Here is a 23966-nt window from a genome sequence, read left to right as displayed (position 1 = left end):
GTAAACACACATGAGCAATAAAGTATTTATGCCAGGATGCAGTCTGCCATCCTACTCTCCTGAAGGTGTAGCGGCAATTGCACAGCACCTAAAAAACGTGTTCCCAGAGATGGGCGCGGTGCAAAAGTGCTGTGGTAAACCAACCGCAGCAATCGGTCAATACGACAAGTTCAAAGAACGTTACGGCGACCTGCAAGCAGACTTCGACAAGTTAGAAGCCCAAGAAGTGATTGTCGCGTGTCAAAGCTGCTACGGCATGATCAAAAAATCTGGCGGTAAACAAAAGCCAGTATCTCTGTGGAAGCTGCTACCAGAAATTGGCCTACCAAAAGAATTGGTTGGCAAAGCGAAACACAGTGATGTGGTGTTCTCTATTCATGACTCTTGTTCAACTCGCTACGAAAAAGAGCTACAGGACGGTATTCGCTGGATCCTAACTGAGCTTGGCTACAAAATTTCTGAGCCTGAGCATACTCGTGAAAACACTCGCTGTTGTGGTTTTGGTGGCATGGTTGTGCCTGCGAATCCAGATGTTGCTAACCGCGTTGCAGTACGCCGTGCAGAAGAGTTTGAAACTGATAATGTGGTGGTTTACTGCTCGGCTTGTCGTGGCTCTATGATGGGCGTTGGCAAGAAAGCTTGGCACATTCTGGATCTGATGTTTGGTCCAGTCATCATGCAAAACGATGAGCCACCAGTAAACGTACTAGCAAGCCCTGTGAAAGCTTGGTTCAACCGCTACAAATCAAAAGCGGGTCTAATCAAGTGTATGAATGTATAACCATCTTTAAGTGAAGTAAAAACAATGAAATTTGTAAAAATTGCTTTATTAATCGCAGTAGTAGCGCTAGCACTATTTGCAGCAAAACAAACTGGCATTCTTGAGATCATCACTGACATCAAGAGCCTACAAGAGTGGATCGCAAGTTTTGGTGTTTGGGGTTACGCAGTATTCGTAGCAGCATTCGTGTTTGCATGTGTGTTCCTACTACCGGGCAGTGCGTTCACCATTGTAGCGGGCATTGTATTTGGTCCTATCAAAGGCGGTGTGTTAGCGCTGTTTTCTGCAACGCTTGGTGCGGTGGTAGCATTCATTGTGGCACGTTTCCTACTACGTAACACAATCATGAAAAAATTTGGTGATAACCCAATCTTCAAAAAGATCGACGACGGCGTTGCTGCAAACGGCACCAGCTTCTTGATCCTAACTCGTCTAGTGCCGGTATTCCCATTCAGTCTGCAGAACTACGCTTACGGTCTAACGAGCCTGAGCCTTGGAACTTACGCGTTAGTATCCCTACTAACCATGGCGCCAGGTGCTTTCATCTTTGCTTACATGGCGGGTGATATCGCGACCAACGGTGTATCAGCGATGCTGCTTGTTAAGTTCGCGGCGGCAGGTCTTATCCTGTTTGGTATGTCACTGATTCCAAAATATATTGCGAAGAAAAAAGGCATCAACATGGAAGAATTGGCGAAGTAATCCGGTCTATCCATATTGAAACGTTAAGAGTGCGGTTTATCAGGAGCCGCACTCTTTTTCATTCATATCGGTCTGGTCATACTTCAAGCCACCTCTGATTAAGTTTACGGCTAAAATGAGGCGTTGATTGGTATAGCTTCACAAGGCGAGTAATTCTCTAAATCTATTATCAAATTCACATTGATAATAGACCAAGATAGATTACTATCCATATAGAGAAAAAGGATCGTCCATACTATTAAGGCCCTATATTAATTGTCAAAATTAAGCGTTTTTCATTGCATAGAAAAACAAAGCACCAAAATAAAGACAAAGATAAAAAACACGGATTACGTATGAAAAAATTACTGAGCACTTTTGGTATTTTAGCCGCCACTTTCGCTACTTCCTCTTTTGCATCTTCTATTCCGGAAAAATGGCAAGCCATTGAACAGCAGGCAGACGGACAGGTCGTGTATTTTCATGCTTGGGGTGGTAGCCAAGAAATCAACCGCTACATTCTGTGGGCCGGAAAAGAGCTAAAGTCTCGCTACAACGTGACCCTTAACCATGTCAAAGTCACCGATATTTCTGAAACCACAACACGTATCATTGCAGAAAAAGCCGCAGGAAAAAACAGTGGCGGCAGTGTAGACATGGTTTGGATCAATGGTGAAAACTTCAAATCAATGAAAGACAACCAACTGTTGTTTGGACCTTTTGTTGACCAACTACCTAGCTGGCAATATGTCGATAAAACGTTACCGGTTGATGTAGACTTTTCTGAACCAACAGATGGCTTAGAAGCACCTTGGGGTGTCGGTCAATTGGTCTTTATCCATGATGAAGACACGCTTAATAATCCACCACGTTCATTCTCTGAAATGCTGAGCTACGCAAAAGCGTTTCCAAATCGTTTAACCTACCCTCGCCCACCCGAGTTTCACGGCACCAGCTTTATTAAATCACTGCTGATTGAAGTGACAAACAATGCGCCAGAGCTACAACAACCAGTAACAAAAGAAACATTTGCTTCGGTAACTCAACCACTTTGGCGCTACTTAGATGAGTTCCATCGTGTGGCGTGGCGTGGTGGTAAGCAATTCCCTGCAGGTACGGCAGAAAGTGTGCAATTACTCGATGATGGCCAAATTGATCTTGCTGTGACATTCAACCCGAACGCAGTGTTTTCTGCACAATCGAGCGGTAATCTAGCGGAAAGTACCAAAGCATACGCGATGGACGCCGGTGCACTGTCTAATATCCACTTCTTAGCCATTCCATGGAACGCAAACGCAATTGCCGGAGCACAAGTTGCGATTAACTTTTTATTGAGTCCTGAAGCACAATCTCGTAAAGGTGACATCAACATCTGGGGTGACCCTTCGGTGCTAAACAGCCAATACTTAACAGGTACGGCTAAAAACACACAACAATTTAAATCTATCGCAGAGCCCCACCCTAGTTGGCAGGCTGCATTAGAAAAAGAATGGTTGAAACGTTACGGGAATTAATACGAGCACATGTTAAGAGCGCTGTATCTAGTTATTATCGCAGTATGTATTTTGCCGACCATCCCTGGATTACTAGGAGTAATCGTTTCTGCGCTCGGTTACGTACCGCCTATCGGTTTGAACCACTTCTCTCTTGATGGCTTCAATGCGGTCTTTGATTGGGAGGGCGTTTGGACGTCAATTAGCCTGACTTTTTATTCTGCTATTTTTAGTAGCTACCTAGCTTGCTTGATCACGTTTGCGATTCTGCAAGCCTCTTGGGGAAGCAAATTCTGGCGTAAAATTGAACTCAGCCTTTCCCCACTTCTCGCTATACCTCACGTGGCTTTCGCGATTGGTTTTGCGTTCCTATTTGCTCCAACAGGCATGGGGATACGTACACTCAATCAATTGTTTGGATATGACCCAAATGCGCAAACCGTTAACGACTTAGCGTTGCTTATTAAAGACCCTTATGCGCTTGGCCTTATCGTTATGCTTGCTTTCAAAGAAGTGCCTTTCCTACTACTGATGAGCATCCCAATTCTTCAGCATTTAAAAGTAGAAAAAATCGAAAAAGTCAGCCATTCCATGGGCTATACCTCTGCACAAGCTTGGTGGAAATGCGTGTTCCCACAATGGTTTGCAAAGCTACGCTTTCCTATGCTCGCCGTCATTGCTTACAGCTTATCGGTTGTTGATGTCGCACTGATTATCGGTCCAACGAATCCTCCGACGTTTGCGGTGCTAGTTTGGCAATGGTTTAATGACCCTGACCTCTCTTTGTTACCAAGAGCCGCGGCAGGCGCTGTCGTTCTTTTTGTCATCGCAACTCTATTAATTGGTTTTGCTCGCTTGGTGGAATGGAGCATCACCAAAGGCGTCAAGCGTTGGCAATACTCAGGTCGCAGCGGCTTCCGTCTACCAGGAAAAACCTTGTTCGCGGTGATTGCCTTGCTCACACTGTTAAAGGTGCCACTCATGGTAGTATGGAGCTTTTCTCAGCGTTGGCGCTTCCCTGATTTACTACCAAGCCGCTACAGTCTACGCTTTTGGGAATACGAATGGCAAAACATTCTTAGTACGCTAGAACAAAGTATGCTGATTGCTGTCATTAGTGCGTTGATCGCCCTTTTACTTTCACTGATTGCTCATGAATACCGACTGCGTTACCGCTGGCAAGTGCCGGGCTACATCATAGCGGTACCAATGTTGATTCCTCAGCTTTCTGTGTTGTTTGGCATGCAAGTAGCGACACTGTACCTCGATAGCAATGCTTATTTCTTCTGGGTATGTTGGGCGCATGTGTTCTTCGCTTTCCCATTTGTCTATCTCTCTCTTGATGGCCCATGGCGCAGCTTTGATAATGGTTTAACGCGAGTAGCGTTAAGTTTGGGGAAATCACCATTACAAGCTTGGTTAAAAGTAAAGCTACCGATTCTCTTACCTGCGATTGCGTTTGCTTGGGCTGTCGGCATTAGTGTTAGCTTGGCTCAGTACTTACCGACTCTTGTACTGGGAGCTGGCCGTATTAGCACTATTACCACCGAAGCGGTTGCTCTATCGAGTGGTTTTGACCGTCGCGTCACTGCTATTTACGCAATTTGGCAAGCCCTATTGCCGTTGATGTTCTTCTCTTTTGCGATTCTACTTAGTCGTTTACACGTTAAGTATCGCCGGTTGTCTATTAAAGGTTTACTGCCTAATGAGTCTTTGTCTCGAAAACCTCGCCATCCGTAAATCCCATGGCGATATACTTTTTTCTTCTTTCAACCTTACCGTAGAGAAAGGTGAAATTGTGACACTAATGGGGCCAAGTGGTTGTGGCAAATCAACGTTGTTAGATGCCATTGCCGGGCACTTATCAGCAGAGTTCGACTATTCAGGCTCGATCACACTGGATAATCAACGCTTAGATGCTCTACCAGCGCACAAACGCCAGGTCGGAATTCTATTTCAGGATGATTTACTATTCCCACACCTAACCGTATGGGAAAATATTGCGTTTGCTCTACCAAACTCAATTAAAGGTGCAGAGCGTAAAGAGCGTGCAATACTGGCACTTAAGCACCTTTCTTTGACTAAGCTCGCAGAGTCTTTTCCTGACCAAATATCTGGCGGTCAGAGAGCGCGTATCGCTCTTACACGTATGCTACTGGCTAAACCTAAAGTTGCGCTACTTGATGAGCCATACAGCAAACTAGATAAAGATCTTCGCGTTCAATTCCGTAACTGGGTTGTAGAACAGTTACAACATGCGAATATCCCAGCCTTAATGGTGACGCATGATAAAGAAGATATCCCACAAGGCAGTCGTTGCCTAAACTGGCCTTGGGAGACGAACAATGCTTGATCGTTTAAGTATCAAAGTTATTCGTTGGCCATTAACGCAAAGTGCAAAACTGCTCGATAATCGCGGCGTGACCGCGAATCAAATCACATTATTTGGATTTGTACTCGGTTGTTTTGCCCTACCCGCATTGGTCACCGAACAATACACGCTCGCTTTACTGTTCATTTTACTCAATCGAGTCTGCGATGGGTTGGATGGCGCATTAGCGAGAATACAAGGCATCACCGATGCCGGTGGTTTCCTCGATATCAGCTTGGATTTCCTATTTTATTCGCTGATCCCATTTGGCTTTGTACTGGCAAACCCAGAGCAAAATGCCGTTGCCGGTGCGTTTTTGATTTTTTCATTCATCGGCACTGGCAGCAGTTTCTTGGCCTTTGCCATCATGGCTAGCAAACGCGGTATCGATAATCCGGTGTACACGAACAAGTCTCTCTACTATATGAGCGGTTTAACGGAAGGTACCGAGACTATTGCCTGCTTTGCGTTGCTCTGCTTGTTCCCACAACATTTTGATGTCATTGCCTACATTTTTGGCACCGCATGCTGGTTTACGACATTTACTCGTATTTATTCGGGCTTCCATACTTTGAACTCAGAATAAAGTCATGGCTCATACCTGAGCCTCCTCGATGTGCGGATTCCATGTAACGCTCTTAAAACTGAAATTAAACCTCCCTTGTATATAAGTTATTGTTTGCCATGACTTACCGCTTTCTCTTTGATATTGCAGCAGAAAGCAAATCTTACTTCTATACTCTTTGAGTAATGCGATCATTTGGAGGTTACATGGTAAGACACAATAGTTTTCATTTAATTCTCATATTTTCCCTAGCTTCATTAGCAGCTGGCTGTACTTCGCCAAACCCATATGGCGACGCCTATGGGTCGCAAGAAACCCGTACCGTACAGCAAGTTTACTATGGCACAATTGAAAAGGTCGCCCCCGTGACGATTGATGCGTCGACCCAAACTAATACCATTGGGACCATTGCAGGTGCAGCCATTGGCGGCATTTTAGGTTCGAAGATTGGTGGTGGCTCAGGCTCTGACATTGCGGCCATTGGCGGCGGCTTACTCGGAGGATATGCGGGTAGTGAAATTGCAGGGGAAGCAGGTAAACGCAACGGTGTAAACCTAACCATTCGTTTGGAAGATGGAAAAGTCATTTCTATCGTTCAAGAGGTGGACCCCAACATGATTTTCCAGCCCGGCCAAGCAGTACAAGTTAACGTAGCCGGTGATAGCGCAAGAGTGGTCCCACGTTAATACGTATCACACCAAAGATAGTTGCATTCATTAGCTAAACAACACAGGCAAATGCCATTATTGCGTTTGTCTGTGTTGTCATTTTCCAATGTTTCACCACCTTTCCTCTGTCGTCAATGGGACATCAATCACACAAGCCTAACGATGTAAAAACAACATCACTCTGTTAGTATTGCCTCATCCACATTTTTTATGAGTATGTTATGCCCCTAGCCTTCGACCAAGTTCTACTGAATATCGCCTTAAACCTCAGCTCAAATCGCTCTCATGAACAGCAATATCAAAATTTAATTGATGGTGTCACTCAGGTTTTCCCTTGCGATGCAAGTTGCCTGTTTATCTTCGACGAAGATGACTTTCTTACGCCCGTCGCAGTCAAGGGGTTATCGCCTGCTGTATTAGGGCGACGTTTCTTTCCCAAAGCACATCCTAGGCTGGAGGCAATAATACAAAGCCGTGAGCCCGTACGTTTTGATGCAGATTGTTCACTCCCCGATCCTTTTGATGGCACCCTACTAGCACAAAACCAGTGTATCGATGTCCACGATTGTATGGGGTGCAGCTTATATGTTGATGGACAACTTGTCGGTGCGCTCACGATGGATGCGCTTGCGATCGGCGCGTTTGATGATATCGACCCCGTCACCATGGAAACTTTTGCCGCTTTAACCGCTGCAACCTTGCGCAATATTTCTCAGTTAAAAGCACTCAAAGCACAGAACCAAAAGCAAAAAAGTGTCACTCAAACACTGATCCAGCAAGCACGCTCACAACATGGCGAAATGGTGGGATTAAGCCCGCAAATCAATCAACTGCGTAATAACATTGCCACCGTTGCTCAATCAGATTATGCCGTTTTAATCACAGGAGAAACGGGAACAGGTAAGGAACTAGTGGCGCACTCGGTGCATGCGCAATCTCATCGCAGCGACAAGCCGATGATTTACGTAAACTGTGCAGCACTGCCCGAGGGGCTCGCAGAGAGTGAATTATTCGGCCACGTCAAAGGGGCGTTTACCGGCGCAAATGGTCACCGAGCAGGTAAGTTTGAACTGGCCGACGGTGGTACGATTTTTCTTGATGAAGTCGGTGAATTACCGTTAATTTTACAAGCAAAACTACTGCGTGTGATTCAGCAAGGCGAACTGCAACGCGTAGGTAGCGATCAACATTTACTGGTCAACGTACGCATTATCGCAGCGACCAATCGGCAATTAGAGAAAGAAGTCGAAGCGGGCACCTTCAGAGCTGACTTATTCCACCGTTTAAACGTATTTCCGATTAAAGTGCCGCCATTACGCAATCGTGATGGTGACATTCCGGTTTTAGCGGGTTACCTGTTGGAAAAAGTCCGTCAACAGTTCAACGCACCAAATCTTCATGTACACCCTAAAGTGTTGAGCCAATTAGAGTCTTTACCTTGGTATGGTAATGTTCGTGAACTCGAACATACATTGACCCGCGCCGCTTTACATTCCATTCAACAAGGCGCAAGTACCATCATGTTGAATCACTTTGATACCTCCACTGCACTTAATGATGTAAAAAACACATCAAGCCATTTCCCCCAAAAAAGTCAACCAATGAGAGAGCTGGTGGAACGCTATCAACGTGATTTAATTGAACATGCTTTAAACCAAACGGGTGGAGTGTGGGCAAAAGCCGCCGAATTTTTACAGATGGATCGTGGTAATTTGTATCGAATGGGTAAAAAACTCGGAATCAATAAATAAGCAGCCCGCAAAGCACGATGTGATTATAACATCACTCATGTTGTATTAATTACATCAACCCCTTATTTGCTAGTAAAGTTTGTTGTTATATTTCAAAAACTTAAAGTCTGGCACGCATTCTGCTATCTAGTGATAAATAAAACGACTATTACGATACTCACTGGAGAACCCAATATGTTCTGTATTCAATGTGAACAGACAATCCAAACCCCAGCTGTAAAAGGCTGTTCTTTCGCACAAGGTATGTGTGGTAAAACGGCAGAGGTTTCTGATCTACAAGACGTGCTTGTTTACGCTCTGCAAGGGGTTTCTTTTTGGGCGTCACGCGCACTTGAATTCAACATCATCAATGATGAAATCAACCAATGGGCACCGCGAGCATTCTTCTCAACCCTAACGAATGTTAACTTCGACCCAGAACGTATTCTAAAACTGACATCAGACGCAGAAGCATACAAGTCTCTACTAAAGACGGAAGTCATGGCCGCTGCAACGTTAGCGAATCAGCCTCTTTCGGACATTCCTGCCGTAGCGAATTTCGAGCTACCAGCCTCAGTCACGGAAATATTAACATTCGCACCACAGGTGGCGGTTAACCGTGGTAAAGACCAAGTACATGAAGACGTGATCGGATTACGCTTGCTTTGTCTATACGGCCTAAAAGGCGCGGCAGCTTACATGGAGCATGCTCGCGTTCTTGATCAAACAAGCAACGACATCTACGCAGAGTACCATGAGATCATGGCGTGGTTAGGTACCGACCCTGAAGATTTAGGTGCACTGCTTGATTGCTCAATGCGCATTGGTCTGATGAACTACAAAGTGATGGAAATGCTAGACCTAGGTGAGACAGCGACCTTTGGTCACCCTGAGCCGACAACCGTTAACGTTAAACCAGTGAAAGGAAAATGTATCCTTGTTTCTGGCCACGATCTGCATGACCTTGAAAAAATTCTTCAACAAACGGAAGGCAAAGGCATCAATGTATATACCAATGGTGAAATGCTGCCTGCACACGGCTACCCAGAACTGAAGAAATACCCTCATTTAGTTGGCAACTACGGCAGCGCATGGCAAAACCAACAGAAGGAATTTGCTAACTTCCCTGGTGCCATTGTGATGACATCTAACTGTCTGCTTAACCCAAATGTAGGTCAATATGCAGATCGTCTATTCACTCGTAGCATTGTTGGCTGGCCAGGTATCGCGCATCTTGAAGGTGACGATTTCAGTGCTGTGATTGAGTGTGCACTTGCACAACCGGGCTTCCAACACGATGAAATCGAGCACAACATCACGGTCGGTTTTGGCCGCAATGCATTAATGAACGCTGCACCTGCTGTTATCGATCAAGTGAAGCAAGGCAACATCAAACACTTCTTCCTAGTCGGTGGGTGTGATGGCGATAAATCAGAACGTAGTTACTACACAGATTTCACTGCCGAAGCACCAGAAGACACGCTTATTCTGACACTTGCGTGTGGTAAATTCCGCTTCAACAAAAACACGTTCGGCGACATCAATGGTATCCCTCGTCTATTAGACGTTGGTCAATGTAACGATGCTTACTCAGCAATCCAACTTGCACTGGCGTTGGCTAAAGAGTTCGACTGTGATATCAACGAGCTGCCGCTAACACTTGTATTATCTTGGTTTGAACAAAAAGCGATTGTTATTCTGCTAACGCTATTCGCGCTAGGCGTAAAAGGCATTTACACAGGCCCTACGGCGCCAGCATTCCTGACGCCTAACTTGATTGCTATCATTCAAGAGAAATTTGACATGCGTAGCATCAGTAACGTTCAGGATGATCTAAAAGCCATTTTAGCGGCGTAATTCTCCCGTCTATAACACGCCCCCTTCGTTGGGGGCCTTTTAATAGAATTAACTGTAGAAAATAGTCATAACCAAAGAGATTTTTATGTTTTTTGAATGGCAAGGCAGTCAACCTGTCACGTTACGCTGTGTTGATAAATACCATGAAACACCGGATGCAGTGAGTTTAAAGCTGGCAGATTTATCTGAGTCACTTCTATTCGAATTTAAACCGGGTCAATTCATTAATCTGGGTGTTGAGATTGACGGAAAAATGGAATTTCGCGCCTACTCGCTTAGCTCTCGTTCTGGTGAAGATTGCCTGCAACTCACGATTAAACGCGTCGAAGGGGGTAAAGTATCCAATTACATTGTCGATAAACTTCTGATTGGCGATACCCTTCAGGCCTTGCCACCGACGGGGGAATTCAACTGTATTGACCATCCACCGGCTTTTTATGATGGGAAAAAGAAAGCATTACTCATCAGTGTAGGCTGTGGCATTACCCCAGTGTTCGCAATGGCAAAGCATTGGCTGAACAATAATGAAGAGGTTGACGTTGAGTTCTTGCATATCGCGCGTTCTCGGCAGGAGACCATCTACTTTGATTTGTTAGAAACCTACCACGCTGCTTACCCCAATTTCCACTTGAAGCTGCTACTTAAACATGGCGGTGAAACCCCATACCCTGAAGGGCGTTTAAATGTCGAGTGGTTATTAAAGCTAGTGCCAGATGTTAAGCAACGCACTGTCTACCTTTGTGGCCCGAACCAGTTCATGCTCGACGTTCAAGGCTATTTAAATGAACTCAGTTTCGATATAGAAAACTTCTATCAAGAGAGCTTTACCCCAGCACGAAATGAAGATACTGAAGTATCTGACGAAAAAGCGACCGTATCCGTGCCTGATTTCGCTCAAAGTATCAATGCGAAAAAAGGCCAGGTGTTAGCGGAGGCGTTAGAAAGTGCGGCGTTGCCTTTGATAGTCGCGTGTCGAAGCGGTATTTGTGGCTCTTGTAAGTGTAAAGTTCATAAAGGTAGCGTTTCTTCCACCAGCCTTGAGACTCTAACACTGGAAGAGATTGAACAAGGCTATGTATTGGCTTGCTCTTCTACGATTGAGTCCGATCTTGAAGTACAAATTAGTTAAGCCCCTATTTCATCGATCAAAAAGCGCCGCGAACGGCGCTTTTGATGGCCAGAGTGCTCCTAGAGATTCCCTAAAAGAAGGGATGACCAACTAAAGAGGCGTTAAACTCAGCTGAACAGCAGCACTTTTAAAGCCGCTTCGCTATCGACATCCATAAACTCGGGTGGATTATCCAAACGCTCACGGAACGTTAGCGCCGGCGCTTCTTCCTTCATACTTTCAATTAAGAAGTCGCTGGTTACCGACGGAGAGTTCACACACGCAAGCACCTGACCACCGTCTGCCAACAAATCAGGCAAACGACGTAGAATTTTTTTGTAGTCTTTCGTCAGAGCAAAGCTGCCTTTTTGGAATGATGGCGGATCAATGATGATCAAATCATATTGTCCTGCTTTCTTGATTTTTCCCCACGATTTGAAGATATCATGGCCCAAAAAACTGACTTGGCTAATGTTGTGGTCATTAAGAAGATGATTTTCACGGCCTTTCGACAATGATGCTCTTGCCATATCCACGTTAACCACTTTATCCGCGCCACCCGCAATAGCAGCGACCGAGAAGCCACAAGTGTAAGCAAACAAATTTAGTACATTCTTATGCTTCGCATGTTCACGCACCCAATCGCGCCCATAGCGCATATCTAAGAACAGGCCAAAATTTTGGTTACGCCCGATATCCAGTTGGTATTTAAGCCCACTCTCTTCCACGATAGGTCGCGAGTTTAGCTCCCCAACTAGCGCTTCTGAAGGAGTCCCATCCGCATAGCGATGCTGAATCACTATTGCGCAACCTTGTTTGTCCGACCACCGTTGGGACTGAGCAAGCGCATGTAGGCCACTTTTCAACTCGGTAAGAAAAATCTCATCCACCGGTTTAAATAAGTTAATGATCAATTGCCCTTGCAACCAATCACAAGTAATTTGTTCTAGGCCTTCAAAACGGCGACCGCGACCATGAAACAGTCGACGAATTTCATTCGGAGCTTGTGCCAGCTCCGCTTCAAGGTGCTGAAAAAACAGCGGAAGTTGTGATGCTTGCATCGAAATCTCTTATCTATCTTATTTCTAAGTTTATTTGATCGTTGGCCAGTTCAATTCCCACGGACACAACCAGCTATCAATGCCCTGAACAACAATCTCAGAGTGCCACTTACTGCCTAGCGCTTGGTAATCACGAGGGTCGCAAACAAAGCGAAATTGTTCATCTTGAAAACTAAAGCATAATGAGAATGCATGTAGGTAACCACGATCAGCTTCATTACCTGCATTATAGATAGCATCACCAACAATGCCTGAACCAACAGACTTTAATGCCACTCGAATTTGGTGTGTTTTACCGGTATGAGGTTTACATAAAAACAGACGTTCACCCGGTTCTGCGGCTAAGGAGAAAAACTGTGTAATAGCAGGATTTTGCTTGCTGTTAACCAGCTTCCAGGACGAACGGCGTGATCGCTCCATATCGCCAACAACTAACCCTTGCTTTTTCTTTGGTTTTTTCGAACTGATCGCCAAATAGTATTTTTCAACTTTGCGCTGAGCAAAGGCTTGAGATAATGCGCTGGCAGCTTTAGCGTTGCGTGCGAGCAGCAAAATACCCGACGTCATCTTATCCAGTCGGTGAACGAGGTAGAGCTGCTCATCCCCACTCTGCTTTGTGACTTCTTGAAGCAACATCGTGTCCCCGTCATCTTTGTGGACCGAGACGTTTGGGTGCTTGTTAATGACAAGAAAATCTGGATGGGTATATAGGATATCGAACATAAAAAACTGGCTCTCCGTTGGAGCCAGAAGTATACCTATTCTAATTGATTAGGCGAACTTAAACTTTCTAGCTCCATCTTTGTGACCGTAAGCTTATCAACAAAAAAGGGCCTCAACAGAGGCCCTCACTTACTTAAAATTTACTCACTATAGCTTCTTCGAGAACACGCCAGCCAATGCAATGATAGCGATACCCAACATCATGATTTCGCCTTTGCCACTGTCGAATCCAGACTTAATTCCCATGAATGCCACAATAGCGATAGCAAAAGGAATAATGTATTTAACTAGGTTGTACCATAGACCAAATAGTGGGAAAGATACTTCACCATCGTTTGTGATTTCCTTCTCTAAGTCTGCACGGTTTAGACGCCAACCTGCAAAGATACACACTAACATACCGCCAACCGCTAGGAAGATCTTATCCGTGAGTAAGTCGAAGATATCGAATGCGCCTGTACCAAACAGTGTCGGACCAACGCCGCCCAGTGATAGCGATGCGAATACACAAAGGGTTGCCATAACCGCACTTGCTGACAGCACCGCTGTTGGGCGCTTCATGCCTTTTTCGTCGATTAGGTAAGAAACCACCACTTCAAGTAACGATACCGAAGAAGTGAGTGCCGCTACCGTTAGACCGACGAAGAACATAAGAGCAAATAGAAGACCAATTACGCCGCCCATTTCAGCAAATAACTGAGGAACAACCACAAAGACTAGACCAGGACCGGCTGCAGGCTCCATCCCGAATGCGAACATTGCTGGGAACATCGCCACACCCGCAAGGATCGCAACGCCAGTATCCATCGCTGTCACCATACCGGTAGTTTGAACCAGGTTCTCTTTCTTCTTAAGGTACGAGCCGTATGTCAGCATACAACCCATACCAAGACTGAGCGAGAAGAATGCTTGGCCAAGTGCTGCAAGAACAACACTGCTGTCTACTTTAGAAAAGTCCGGCATGAACAGGAACTCAAGGCCTGCCATCGCGCCTGGTAGCATCAGACCTTTCACTGATACGACAATCAGGATAAGGAATAGCAGCGGCATCAAAATTTTACCTGCCTTCTCGATCCCCCCAGAAATGCCTTTCATTACAATTAGGATGTTTAGGAAGAGGTAAATACCCATCCACATTAGTGGTTGTAGCGGTGCAGAAATGAAACTACCGAAACTGTCACCAATGGCATCCGGTGTGCTTAGAAGACCGCCAGCCACTTTAAAGATGTAAGCCAACGCCCAGCCACCTACCACAGGATAGAAACCCATGATCAATAGGCCACTAAATACTCCTAGGACACCAGTAAATGTCCAGCGGCGATCAGTTGATTTAAAAGCGCCTACTGCCGAGAGTCCTGTCTTACGACCAATAGCGAATTCAGTGAGCATTACGCTAAAGCCAATAAAAATAACAAAGAGCAAGTAGATAGCAACGAATGCGCCACCGCCACTCTCACCTGCTGTGTAAGGGAATTTCCATATATTGCCTAAACCAACAGCGGAACCCGCTGCTGCCATTACGAAGCCTAGTTTAGACCCCCACGTATCACGTGGTGCTGCTGTATTAGTTGTAGCCACGCTTTTTCTCCGAAAAATGTTTGTTGTGTTTGCAGACTGAATAGGCGTCTAAAATATGTTAGTGTAAAAATAAATGTACACCTTGTGCAAAGTTTGTATAACGCTCTATATATGGCCAGTAAAACAGTTTCAATTTAAAATTGAAACCCCACTTAGCATATTTATCGAAAAAATGTTTCATTATTCAGGTTAAATGCTGAAATTTTGCTCATTTCTTAACATTTTGTTCAAATTGTCATCATTTGATGACACAACATGTCGAAAAATTACTTCACCTATCAACACCAACGGCCCTTTTCCTTCATAACGTAATAACAGTTTCCAGAAGCATGATTTACGCTTAATATTCATATTAAGGTTTCTATTTTGAGCATATATGGACAAGTTCTATCACTTTCTTACCCTTGTTGGTATTGCCCTGTACTGGCTCCTCGTCGCTGGTGTCACGATTCGCGTGGTTTTAAAGCGTCGCGCTGTCAGCGTTTCTCTTGCCTGGCTCATGATTATTTACATACTTCCAGTACTTGGCGTCGGCTGCTATTTCCTATTTGGTGAACTTAATCTGGGTCGCAAGCGTGCAGAACGCGCGAAAGAGATGTTCAAACCATTTCAACAATGGTTTACCCAGCTAAACGATTGTAATGCCCATACACCGGAATCCATGGGCCGTCATATTTACCGTATTGACGAACTGTGTAATAACCGTCTTGGTTTACCTGGATTGAGCGGCAACACACTTTCACTTCAGCAATCCCCTGATGAGATTCTGCGTTCTATCATTCATGACATTGAACACGCACAATTCAGCATTCGCATGGTTTTCTACATTTGGCATCCTGGTGGTCTGGCTGACGGGGTTGCATCCGCTTTAATCCAGGCCTCTAAACGTGGCGTCGATGTAAAGCTACTGCTCGATTCCGCTGGTAGCCCTCGTTTCTTCCGCAGTCCTTGGTACAAAATGATGAAGGAAGCTGGAATCGATGTTGTGCAAGCGCTAGAAGTTAAAATGTGGCGTATGTTCTTACGCCGCTTAGATCTAAGGCAACACCGCAAAATCATCGTCATTGATGATGAGATTGCTTATACCGGTTCAATGAACTTAGTCGACCCTGCGTTTTTCAAACAGGACAGTGGCGTTGGTCAATGGATTGATATAATGGTGCGTATCACAGGACCGACGGTAAACGTGTTAAGTGCGATTCATTGCTGGGATTGGGAAGTAGAAACGGGAGAGAGAGCGCTGCCTAAACACCCAGAATGCCGAATTGATAGTGAGGAGTTTCAGCACCCTATCCAAGTTGTGCCATCAGGACCCGGGATGCCTGAGTATCTCATTTATCAGGTATTAACGTTGGCGATTAACCAAGCGAACCATTCCGTAAGGATTACCACACCTTACTTTGTGCCAAGTGCCGACCTGCTAGAAACACTTAAGATGACGGCTCAACGTGGGATTAATGTCGAACTGATTATTCCACATAAAAATGACTCAATGATGGTGCAGTGGGCATCACGCGCGTTTTACAGCGAACTACTTACTGCCGGAGTAAAAATCTACGAATTCTACGGTGGATTACTCCACACCAAATCGGTGGTAATCGACAATCAGTTCTGTCTTGTCGGTACCGTCAATATGGACATGCGCAGTTTGTGGTTAAACTTTGAGGTAACGCTAGCAGTAGATGATGAAGCGTTCACAAAACAGATGTCCACACTTCAAGATCGCTATATCAATCAGTCTCATACGGTTCAGTTAGATGAATGGAAAAAACGCACTATCTTTTCTCACTTCTTAGAGCGCATTTTCTACCTATTTAACCCATTACTTTAGAAACTATCCACTCACTTAGATCATTTCAAAACCGACGGCCACAAGCGGTCGGTTTTGTCTCCTCCCTCCCCCTCGGTTTCATCCACCCAAATCCTCTGACAAGTGACGCAGATTTGACTTTTCCCTTGCCAAGCACAGCGAGTCCATGTTTTAAATAATAAAAATCGTTAATTAGACAGGGAAATTTTATGTCAGAGGGCAAAAAGACGAAATTCGTCACCGCAGGCCGCAATAAGAAATGGACCAACGGGGTGGTAAATCCACCCGTGCAACGTGCGTCTACCGTCGTATTTGATACGGTCGCGGAAAAAAACCAAGCGATGATTAACCGTGCTAACAAAACATTGTTTTACGGTCGTCGCGGCACCCACACACATTTTGCTTTTCAAGATGCCATGGTCGAAATCGAAGGTGGTGCAGGTTGTGCGCTTTACCCTTGTGGTACTGCTGCTATTTCTAATGCCATTCTGTCTTTTGTCGAAACGGGTGATCACATTCTTATGGTAGATACCTGTTACGAACCAACCCGTGATTTCTGTGACACCATTATGAAAAAAATGGGCGTCGAAACCACTTACTTCGACCCAATGATCGGAGAAGACATTCGAGAACTGATCCAACCAAACACCAAAATACTTTTCTTGGAGTCTCCAGGCTCGATCACCATGGAAGTGATCGATGTCCCGACCCTAGCTGACATTGCCCATGAACAAAACATCATTGTGATGCTCGACAACACGTGGGGAGCAGGCGTGAATTTTGCTCCATTTGAACACGGTGTGGATATTTCAATTCAAGCGGCAACCAAATACATTGTTGGTCACTCAGATGTCATGCTCGGCACGGCGGTAGCCTCAGAAAAGTACTGGCCGCAGCTGCGCGAACAAAGTTACCTAATGGGACAGTGCGTTTCTCCTGATGACGCCTACCTTGGCTTGCGTGGTATTCGTACTCTGGATGTACGTTTACGCCAGCATGCAGAGAGCAGTCTGAAAATAGCTCAGTGGCTAGAAAGCCGCCCTGAAGTGGATCATGTCCGCCACCCTGCTTTGGAGACCTGCCCTGGACATGAATTCTTCAAGCGTGACTTCACTGGTGGGAACGGTCTATTTTCATTCGTGCTTAAGTCCTCTTACCCAAAAGCCACCACCGCTTTACTTGATGGTATGAAACATTTCAGCATGGGTTACTCATGGGGTGGTTTCGAAAGCTTGATTCTCGCCAATGAACCAAAGAGCTTCAACAGTTTGCGTACGGTTGCAAATCCCAACTTTGAAGGCACCTTGATTCGTCTGCATATCGGTCTGGAAGATGTGAATGACTTGATAGCCGATTTAGAAGCGGGCTTTGCTCGATACAACGCTTTAGCGCTAGAGAAAGAAAGGTCCTTATAATCCTATCCATCTAGCAATAATGTCCTCAATGCTTGGGGCGTTATTGCTTTTGGGGACAACCGATAACGTGATCATCCACCATGCCGACTGCCTGCATAAACGCATAACAAATCGTTTCACCAACAAACTTAAAGCCTTTCTTTTTGAGGAACTTGCTCATCGCTTTGGATTGCTCAGTAGATACAGGTACTTCACTCATATCTTGCCAATGATTAATGATTGGCTTCCCATCAACAAACTGCCATAGCGCTTGCGATAAGCTACCATACTCCTCAATTAATTGATTTGCTGCTTTTGCATTACTGAATACTGAATTGATTTTTCCTCGATGCCTCACCACATCAAAGTTCTCAACAATATACTCCGCACGCGCTTCGTCTCGCACAGCCAAGGCATTGAGATCATAGTGCTCAAATGCTTTTCGGTACCCTTCGCGCTTCTTAAGAATGGTTATCCAACTCAACCCTGCCTGAGCGCCTTCAAGGGTAATAAATTCAAATAGTACCTTGTCATCATAAACTGGCACCCCCCACTCTTTATCATGATACTCTCGCTCAAGGGGGTGATTCATCGCCCATGCACAAGTTTTCTGTTCCATAATTTGCTCCTTATAAAAACGCCCCTAACAGTTAGCCAGAGGCGCTTTGAATATCCTTGCTAATTGGGAGTTTTTACTTTGGCACTGCCACTTTGTGGAAAAGACGATACAACACGGGTACGACAATAAGCGTCAGAACCGTCGCGAAACCTAAACCAAACATGATGGTTACCGCCATGGGTTTGAAGAAAATATCAGGTAGAAGTGGAATCATACCAAGAATTGTCGTGATCGCAGCCATACAAACAGGACGGACACGACTAACTGCTGCGTCGACCACCGCACTGTAAGCTTCTTTTCCTGACTTGATTTCAATCTCAATCTGGTCCAGCAATACAATACCGTTTTTCAACACCATACCAGACAAACTCAAGAAACCAAGTAACGCCATAAAGCCAAATGGTGTGTTCAATGCGAGTAGGCCTATCGTAACACCAATCAGTGCAAGCGGGACCGTTAACCAAACAATCAATGGCTCTTTCAAAGAATTAAATAGGAACACCGTAATCAAGAACATGAATAGGTAGCCCATTGGCATCGTCGTAAATAGCGACGCTTGCGCATCTCCCGAAGACTCGTACTCTCCCCCCCACTCTAGTGAGTAGCCAGGCGGTAACTCGATAGCTTCGATTTGAGTTTGCAAACGCTTCTGTAACGTCGACGCGGTTTCTTCACCCAATAAGTCAGGGTCAGCCATGATTGTGAGTATGCGTTTACGATTCTTACGTACGATAATCGGGTCTTCCCAGCGCATGTCGTAGCCCATAGTCACTTGTTGTAACGGAATGAACTCCGTTTGTGCCGGGCTCCAAATTTTCATACCTTCAATGTTTCGAATATCAATTCGTTCGTCTTCGGGCAAACGAGCGACAATTGGCATCAACGTGGTGCCATCACGATATAGACCGATAGTCATACCAGAGAAAGACATCGACAAGAAGTCGTCAACATCAGACTTAGTAATACCGTAGCGACGCGCCTGACTTTCATTAAACTGAGGTTCCAACACCTGAGTTCGTTCACGCCAATCATGGCGAATATTTGTCGCACCAGGATCGGCATACATGATATCCATCACTTGTGCAGCGATAGTTCGCAATACCGTCGGATCAGAACCAATGATGCGCGCTTCGATTTTTGCACCACCACCAGGTCCCAATTCTATCTGTTTCAACTTGTAATTTATCTCTGGATAATTCGCTTTTATATGCTCTCGAAAACGCTGCATAAGTGGCGCCAACGCTTCATAGTTGTTTACTCGAGTCGTGATCTCACCATAAGCGGCATAACTCTTCTCAGGTGCATAAGTAAGCATGAAACGTTGCAAACCTCTACCAGCGGTGGTGGTGATATGTTCTACGTTATCTTGCTCTGACAACCAGTGTTCGAGCTCTTTAAGCTTATCATTCGTCGCTCGAATATCAGTGCCTTCGGGCAGCCACATATCCAATTGGAAAATTGGCGTAGTAGATGACGGAAAAAACGATTGTTTAACATGAGTAAAGCCATAAACACTCGCGGCCAGACCTGCAACTAAAACCAAAACCGTAATCCATGCACGACGCATGCAAAATTCTAAGAATTTCTTATACATCATGAAGATAATTCCGTTATACGGATCATTATCTTTGCCTTCACTACTTTTTATTTTTTGCCCTTTGAAGAAAATATCAGCAAAGAATGGCGTCAATGAGATCGCAGTAAACCAACTCAGCATTAGAGAGATCAGCAATACTGTAAACAAAGTGCCACAGTATTCACCGGTTGCATCTTCTGATAAGCCGATCGGAGCAAAAGCGGTTACCGCAATCACCGTGGCACCAAGTAGCGGCCACTTCGTTTGCGTCACGATATCGGTCGCGGCTTGCAGCCTCGTTCGCCCTTTTTGGGTACCGATCAGTATCCCTTCCACCACAACGATGGCGTTATCCACCAGCATACCCAAAGCGATAACTAAAGCGCCAAGTGATATTCGTTGTAAATCTATCGCCAAATACTTCATGAAAATGAAAGTACCAAGCACGGTCAATAGCAGAATGAGGCCAATTAGCAGACCAGATCGAAGTCCCATGAAGAACAGCAATACAATGATGACAATCCCAACTGCTTGCGCCAAGCTAACAACGAAGCCGCTGACGGATTTGTCGACCTCTTTGGGTTGACTGTAAATCTCAGAAATTTGTACGCCTACTGGTTGCTGGTATTTGAGTTCAGCTAAGCGGCGATCAAAGGCTTTGCCCACTTCCACCACGTTCACACCTTGGGAAAATGAAACACCGACATTCAGCGCTAGGCTGCCGTTAAAATTAATAATATTGCTCGGTACTTCGACATAACCACGCTTAATATCTGCGACATCTTTAAGGAAGATCAGTCCTTGTGCCCCTGATTCGGTGATTAATAAATCTCCCAACTCATTGACACTCTGAAATTCCCCCGTCGGTTGAATCCGAATGTACTCGTCGCCAATTCGAATCGCACCTGCATTGGAAACTACATTTTGCGTAGACAATAAGTTGAAAACCGTATTTGGAGAAAGACCAATGCTGCTGAGTTTTTTCATTGAAATTTCAATGAAAACTTGCTCTTGCTGCTCACCAGAAACTGATACTTTGCTTACGCCATCAACAAGTTCTAGTTCTCGCCTAAGATAATCAACATAATCCAGTAATTCTTTGTAGCTGTAACCATCGCCAGTGACTGCCAGTAAGATGCCATATACATCACCAAAGTCATCAATCACTTGGGGCGTATTTACCCCCGGAGGCAAGGTGCCTTGTAAGTCGTTCACCTTACGACGCAGCTCATCCCAAATTTGAGGTAAGTCGTTTGGGCCATAGTTATTCTTCATCGTTACTGTAATTTGAGACAAACCACGGCTAGATATCGAATTTACCTCGTCAACATAAGTCAGTTGTTGAATCGCCTTCTCGATCGGATAGGTCACTTCCTCCTCTACCTGTTGCGGAGTTGCGCCTGGATAAGACGTTACAATCATCGCATCTTTGATTGTAAAGGCCGGATCTTCTAAGCGACCTAAGCCAAAGAAAGAGGCGACACCCCCAATCAAAAAGATCAGAGCCACCATCCAACTAATGACTCGATTACGAATGAAATACGCGGCGATACCCGTTATGTTTTCGTCATCTTGCGGCGTAGTGTGATTATTTTCACTCATTGGCTTATCTCCTGCTTAACCACGTCTACTTTCATGCCCTCTCTTAAACGAGATATCCCTGCCACGACGACTTTATCATTGAGTTTTAAGCCATCAAGAATCTGAATTGACGTTCTTGATGCTTTGCCTACCAGAACTTGCTTACGGCTAACGGTACTATCATCATTAAGAACCCAAACAAACTTATTTTTACGGCCTAACTCATCTCCGTCAGCGTTAAAAATAGCCTCAATCGGTACGTCAATACCGACGTTCAACTCTAAACCTACGTTTTCATCTTTAGATGTCACCTCAACAGCCATACCATCGAGTATGTATTCTTGCTCAGGCATCGGTAACGAGAGCGTCACGGTAAAAGTACCCGTCGAGGGATCTGGCTCGGTGGTAAATTCTTTTATGCTCGCACTATATTCATTGCCACTTGGAACACGTACCATGGCATTAATTGCAGTGAGCGCCTCTTCTTTTTTGGGTTGCCTTACATAAATTCTGTCAGGAAGTTGAATCAATACTTCTACCCGATTTACGCTATGGATATTTACAATATATTGACCGACTTGTATATTTTCATGCTGCTCCGCATTTACTCGAGAAATAATTCCATCCACTGGCGCTTTGAGCGTAGTAAAAGACAAATGTAATTTTGCTAAGTCAAGCTCTGCCAAGGCAATTTGTCTCTGTGCGGCAATCTCATCAAATTGAGACTTTGCCAATAGTCCTTTTTCGACTAACGGACTTGAGCGGCGATATTGGCTATCAATAACCGAAAACCTTGCCGTGGCATTGTCGACGGCGAGCTGATAATCCGTTGGGTCAAGCGTTGCGATCACGTCCCCTTTTTGTACTCTATCCCCTTCTCTTACCAATACGCGACTGATCTCCCCAGCGACGCGAAAACTCAGGTGAGAACGGTCTGCTGCATTAGCAACGGCAGGAAAGTACAAGTTATCATTCACTTTTTTTCCTTCCAGTGACACCACACGTACGAGGGGGGTATCGAGCGCTCTTTCTGGAGCCGGATCACCACACCCGGCAAGCAATAGAAGAGAGCACAGACTTGTTAAAGTAACGGTTCCTTTCATTCTACAATCCTCGTTCTTTAATCCATTCTCGCACTTTGATACCAGGTTCAATCGCGTTGACGCCGGAAATAATGATTTGATCACCGTCCTCTAATCCCTCAATTACTTGCTGTTTCTCGTTTAACGTCACCACTGCTTTCTCAATAAGGCCTTGGTCATTAACGCGCCATACATACGTTTTACCCTCCTGCTCAAATAATGCAGAGTCAGGGATCTTAGTTGCACTCGCATTTGCAGAGACCAGATGTGCAGTACCTGACATACCAGGAAGAATACCAATGTCTTCTGGGCGCGCCATTACCATGGTCACCTTGTAACTTCCGGTTTTAGGATCGGCTTCGGTGTCTATTTCTTGAAAAGTAAGTTCAAAAGCTTGTTCGGGAAACGCATCAAATGTCATGGATGCAGAAGCATCTGCACCTTGAGAAAAACGGGTCAACAAATGGTCAGGCAACTGAAAAATAACTTTCAACACCTGGTTTGTTTGAATGTTCATGACCCCTGCTTTCGCAGCCACATATTCATGATTTTCGGCAGGTAGGTAAGAGATCGTACCATCATAAGGGGCGACTAGTTTGGTGTACCTTAAGTTCGCTTTTGCTTGGTCCCATTGTGCTTTAGCTGAATTATGGTTTGCTTTGGCGCGATCAAAATCTTGTTCAGAAACCACTTTGTCTTTGCTGAGTTTCTTATAACGTTTGTATTGAACATCTGCGAGCATGAAATTTGCTCTGGCTTGCCTTTCAAGGAGGGTATATTCGTCGGGATTGAGCGTGGCTAACACATCCCCTTTATTGACGGCTTGCCCAGCGTTTACGTCAATAGATTGAAGTAAACCTGGAACACGGAAAGCCAACACGGCTCGATCTCCAGCTTCTGTTGTAGCAGGAAATTGGCGTTCAAACTGGGCGTTGCCAACAGAGACGGTAAAGAGCTTGGCAGGGCGAGACTCGGGTTCAGGGACCGGAGGGAGCTCTTTACCACATCCAACCAATATCGTGATTGCGGCAATAGGAATGAGCGCTTTTCTCATTTGAATTCATCCATTTATCCTTTATTTATTACCCTAAAGGTAGATGAATTAAATTCATACTTCCATAACAATTGCAGTTAATTTACTTACAAATTAGACATTTGTAAAAAAAAGCAGACCAACGTCTAATGCCGATCAGTTAAGAGATAAATGATCGGTTGAACGATCCTACAGATGGCTTATAAAGGCTCTAAGTTCCCAAAACTTAGAGCCTTTTATTTTGCAATTAACCAC

Annotated in this window: 19 protein-coding genes; 12 read left to right on the top strand and 7 right to left on the bottom strand. The window is 45.0% G+C overall.

The window, feature by feature from the left end:
• The first annotated feature begins 10 nt into the window (after positions 1–10).
• From AK965_RS05605 to AK965_RS05560, 10 genes are all read left to right on the top strand, one after another.
• Complete coding sequence (locus AK965_RS05605) at positions 11–781, top strand: (Fe-S)-binding protein (RefSeq protein ID WP_099078695.1); 771 nt, start codon at positions 11–13, stop codon at positions 779–781.
• Positions 782–805: 24 nt separating this feature from the next.
• Entirely contained in the window at positions 806–1483 is a 678-nt protein-coding gene (locus AK965_RS05600; RefSeq protein ID WP_099078694.1) for a TVP38/TMEM64 family protein, read from the top strand.
• A 335-nt stretch (positions 1484–1818) separates the two neighbouring features.
• Complete coding sequence (locus AK965_RS05595; RefSeq protein ID WP_099078693.1) at positions 1819–2976, top strand: ABC transporter substrate-binding protein; 1158 nt, start codon at positions 1819–1821, stop codon at positions 2974–2976.
• Between the two features lie 9 nt (positions 2977–2985).
• Positions 2986–4695 carry an ABC transporter permease gene (locus AK965_RS05590; RefSeq protein WP_099078692.1) on the top strand — a complete coding sequence of 570 codons (1710 nt, stop codon included), beginning with the start codon at positions 2986–2988 and terminating at the stop codon, positions 4693–4695.
• Positions 4661–5308, top strand: coding sequence for an ATP-binding cassette domain-containing protein (locus AK965_RS05585; RefSeq protein ID WP_099078691.1), 648 nt, complete (start codon positions 4661–4663; stop codon positions 5306–5308). The genes AK965_RS05590 and AK965_RS05585 overlap by 35 nt, the downstream gene beginning before the upstream one ends.
• Entirely contained in the window at positions 5301–5912 is a 612-nt protein-coding gene (locus tag AK965_RS05580) for a CDP-alcohol phosphatidyltransferase family protein (protein WP_099078690.1), read from the top strand. The genes AK965_RS05585 and AK965_RS05580 overlap by 8 nt, the downstream gene beginning before the upstream one ends.
• 185 nt (positions 5913–6097) lie before the next feature.
• Positions 6098–6577 (top strand): glycine zipper 2TM domain-containing protein, encoded by a 480-nt coding sequence (locus AK965_RS05575; RefSeq protein ID WP_099078689.1) that lies wholly within the window; start codon positions 6098–6100, stop codon positions 6575–6577.
• Between the two features lie 203 nt (positions 6578–6780).
• Entirely contained in the window at positions 6781–8310 is a 1530-nt protein-coding gene (gene norR / locus AK965_RS05570) for a nitric oxide reductase transcriptional regulator NorR (protein ID WP_099078688.1), read from the top strand.
• A 174-nt stretch (positions 8311–8484) separates the two neighbouring features.
• Entirely contained in the window at positions 8485–10146 is a 1662-nt protein-coding gene (gene hcp / locus AK965_RS05565) for a hydroxylamine reductase (RefSeq protein WP_099078687.1), read from the top strand.
• Positions 10147–10231: 85 nt separating this feature from the next.
• On the top strand, positions 10232–11275 hold the full coding sequence (locus tag AK965_RS05560) for a hybrid-cluster NAD(P)-dependent oxidoreductase (RefSeq protein ID WP_099078686.1): 1044 nt from the start codon (positions 10232–10234) through the stop codon (positions 11273–11275).
• Between the two features lie 107 nt (positions 11276–11382).
• Here AK965_RS05560 and AK965_RS05555 read toward each other — a convergent pair whose 3' ends face one another.
• The 3 genes from AK965_RS05555 to AK965_RS05545 all read right to left on the bottom strand — a co-directional run bounded on the left by AK965_RS05555 (position 11383) and on the right by AK965_RS05545 (position 14556).
• On the bottom strand, positions 11383–12315 hold the full coding sequence (locus AK965_RS05555) for a class I SAM-dependent methyltransferase (RefSeq protein ID WP_099078685.1): 933 nt from the start codon (positions 12313–12315) through the stop codon (positions 11383–11385).
• A gap of 30 nt (positions 12316–12345) precedes the next feature.
• Positions 12346–13038, bottom strand: a complete 693-nt coding sequence (locus tag AK965_RS05550) for a TIGR01621 family pseudouridine synthase (protein WP_099078684.1) — start codon at positions 13036–13038, stop codon at positions 12346–12348.
• A 147-nt stretch (positions 13039–13185) separates the two neighbouring features.
• On the bottom strand, positions 13186–14556 hold the full coding sequence (locus AK965_RS05545) for a sodium-dependent transporter (RefSeq protein WP_253252666.1): 1371 nt from the start codon (positions 14554–14556) through the stop codon (positions 13186–13188).
• A gap of 436 nt (positions 14557–14992) precedes the next feature.
• On the opposite strand from AK965_RS05545, the gene cls reads away from it, so the two are divergent.
• Both cls and AK965_RS05535 read left to right on the top strand, forming a co-directional pair.
• Entirely contained in the window at positions 14993–16447 is a 1455-nt protein-coding gene (cls, locus tag AK965_RS05540) for a cardiolipin synthase (protein WP_099078682.1), read from the top strand.
• A gap of 188 nt (positions 16448–16635) precedes the next feature.
• Positions 16636–17841 carry a cystathionine beta-lyase gene (locus tag AK965_RS05535; RefSeq protein ID WP_099078681.1) on the top strand — a complete coding sequence of 402 codons (1206 nt, stop codon included), beginning with the start codon at positions 16636–16638 and terminating at the stop codon, positions 17839–17841.
• Positions 17842–17881: 40 nt separating this feature from the next.
• Here AK965_RS05535 and AK965_RS05530 read toward each other — a convergent pair whose 3' ends face one another.
• The 4 genes from AK965_RS05530 to AK965_RS05515 all read right to left on the bottom strand — a co-directional run bounded on the left by AK965_RS05530 (position 17882) and on the right by AK965_RS05515 (position 23732).
• Positions 17882–18439, bottom strand: a complete 558-nt coding sequence (locus AK965_RS05530; RefSeq protein ID WP_172438075.1) for a DNA-3-methyladenine glycosylase I — start codon at positions 18437–18439, stop codon at positions 17882–17884.
• A 73-nt stretch (positions 18440–18512) separates the two neighbouring features.
• Positions 18513–21617, bottom strand: coding sequence for an efflux RND transporter permease subunit VmeI (gene vmeI, locus AK965_RS05525; RefSeq protein WP_099078679.1), 3105 nt, complete (start codon positions 21615–21617; stop codon positions 18513–18515).
• Entirely contained in the window at positions 21614–22699 is a 1086-nt protein-coding gene (locus AK965_RS05520; protein WP_099078678.1) for an efflux RND transporter periplasmic adaptor subunit, read from the bottom strand. Before AK965_RS05520 ends, vmeI begins: the two co-directional genes overlap by 4 nt.
• A 1-nt stretch (position 22700) precedes the next feature.
• Positions 22701–23732, bottom strand: a complete 1032-nt coding sequence (locus AK965_RS05515; RefSeq protein WP_099078677.1) for an efflux RND transporter periplasmic adaptor subunit — start codon at positions 23730–23732, stop codon at positions 22701–22703.
• Positions 23733–23966 lie beyond the last annotated feature (234 nt).

The sequence above is a fragment of the Vibrio sp. PID17_43 genome, from assembly GCF_002608565.1.
GTDB lineage: Bacteria > Pseudomonadota > Gammaproteobacteria > Enterobacterales > Vibrionaceae > Vibrio.
The sequence above is the reverse complement of the archived record's forward strand: the minus strand, read 5'-3'. Positions and strand labels throughout refer to the sequence as shown.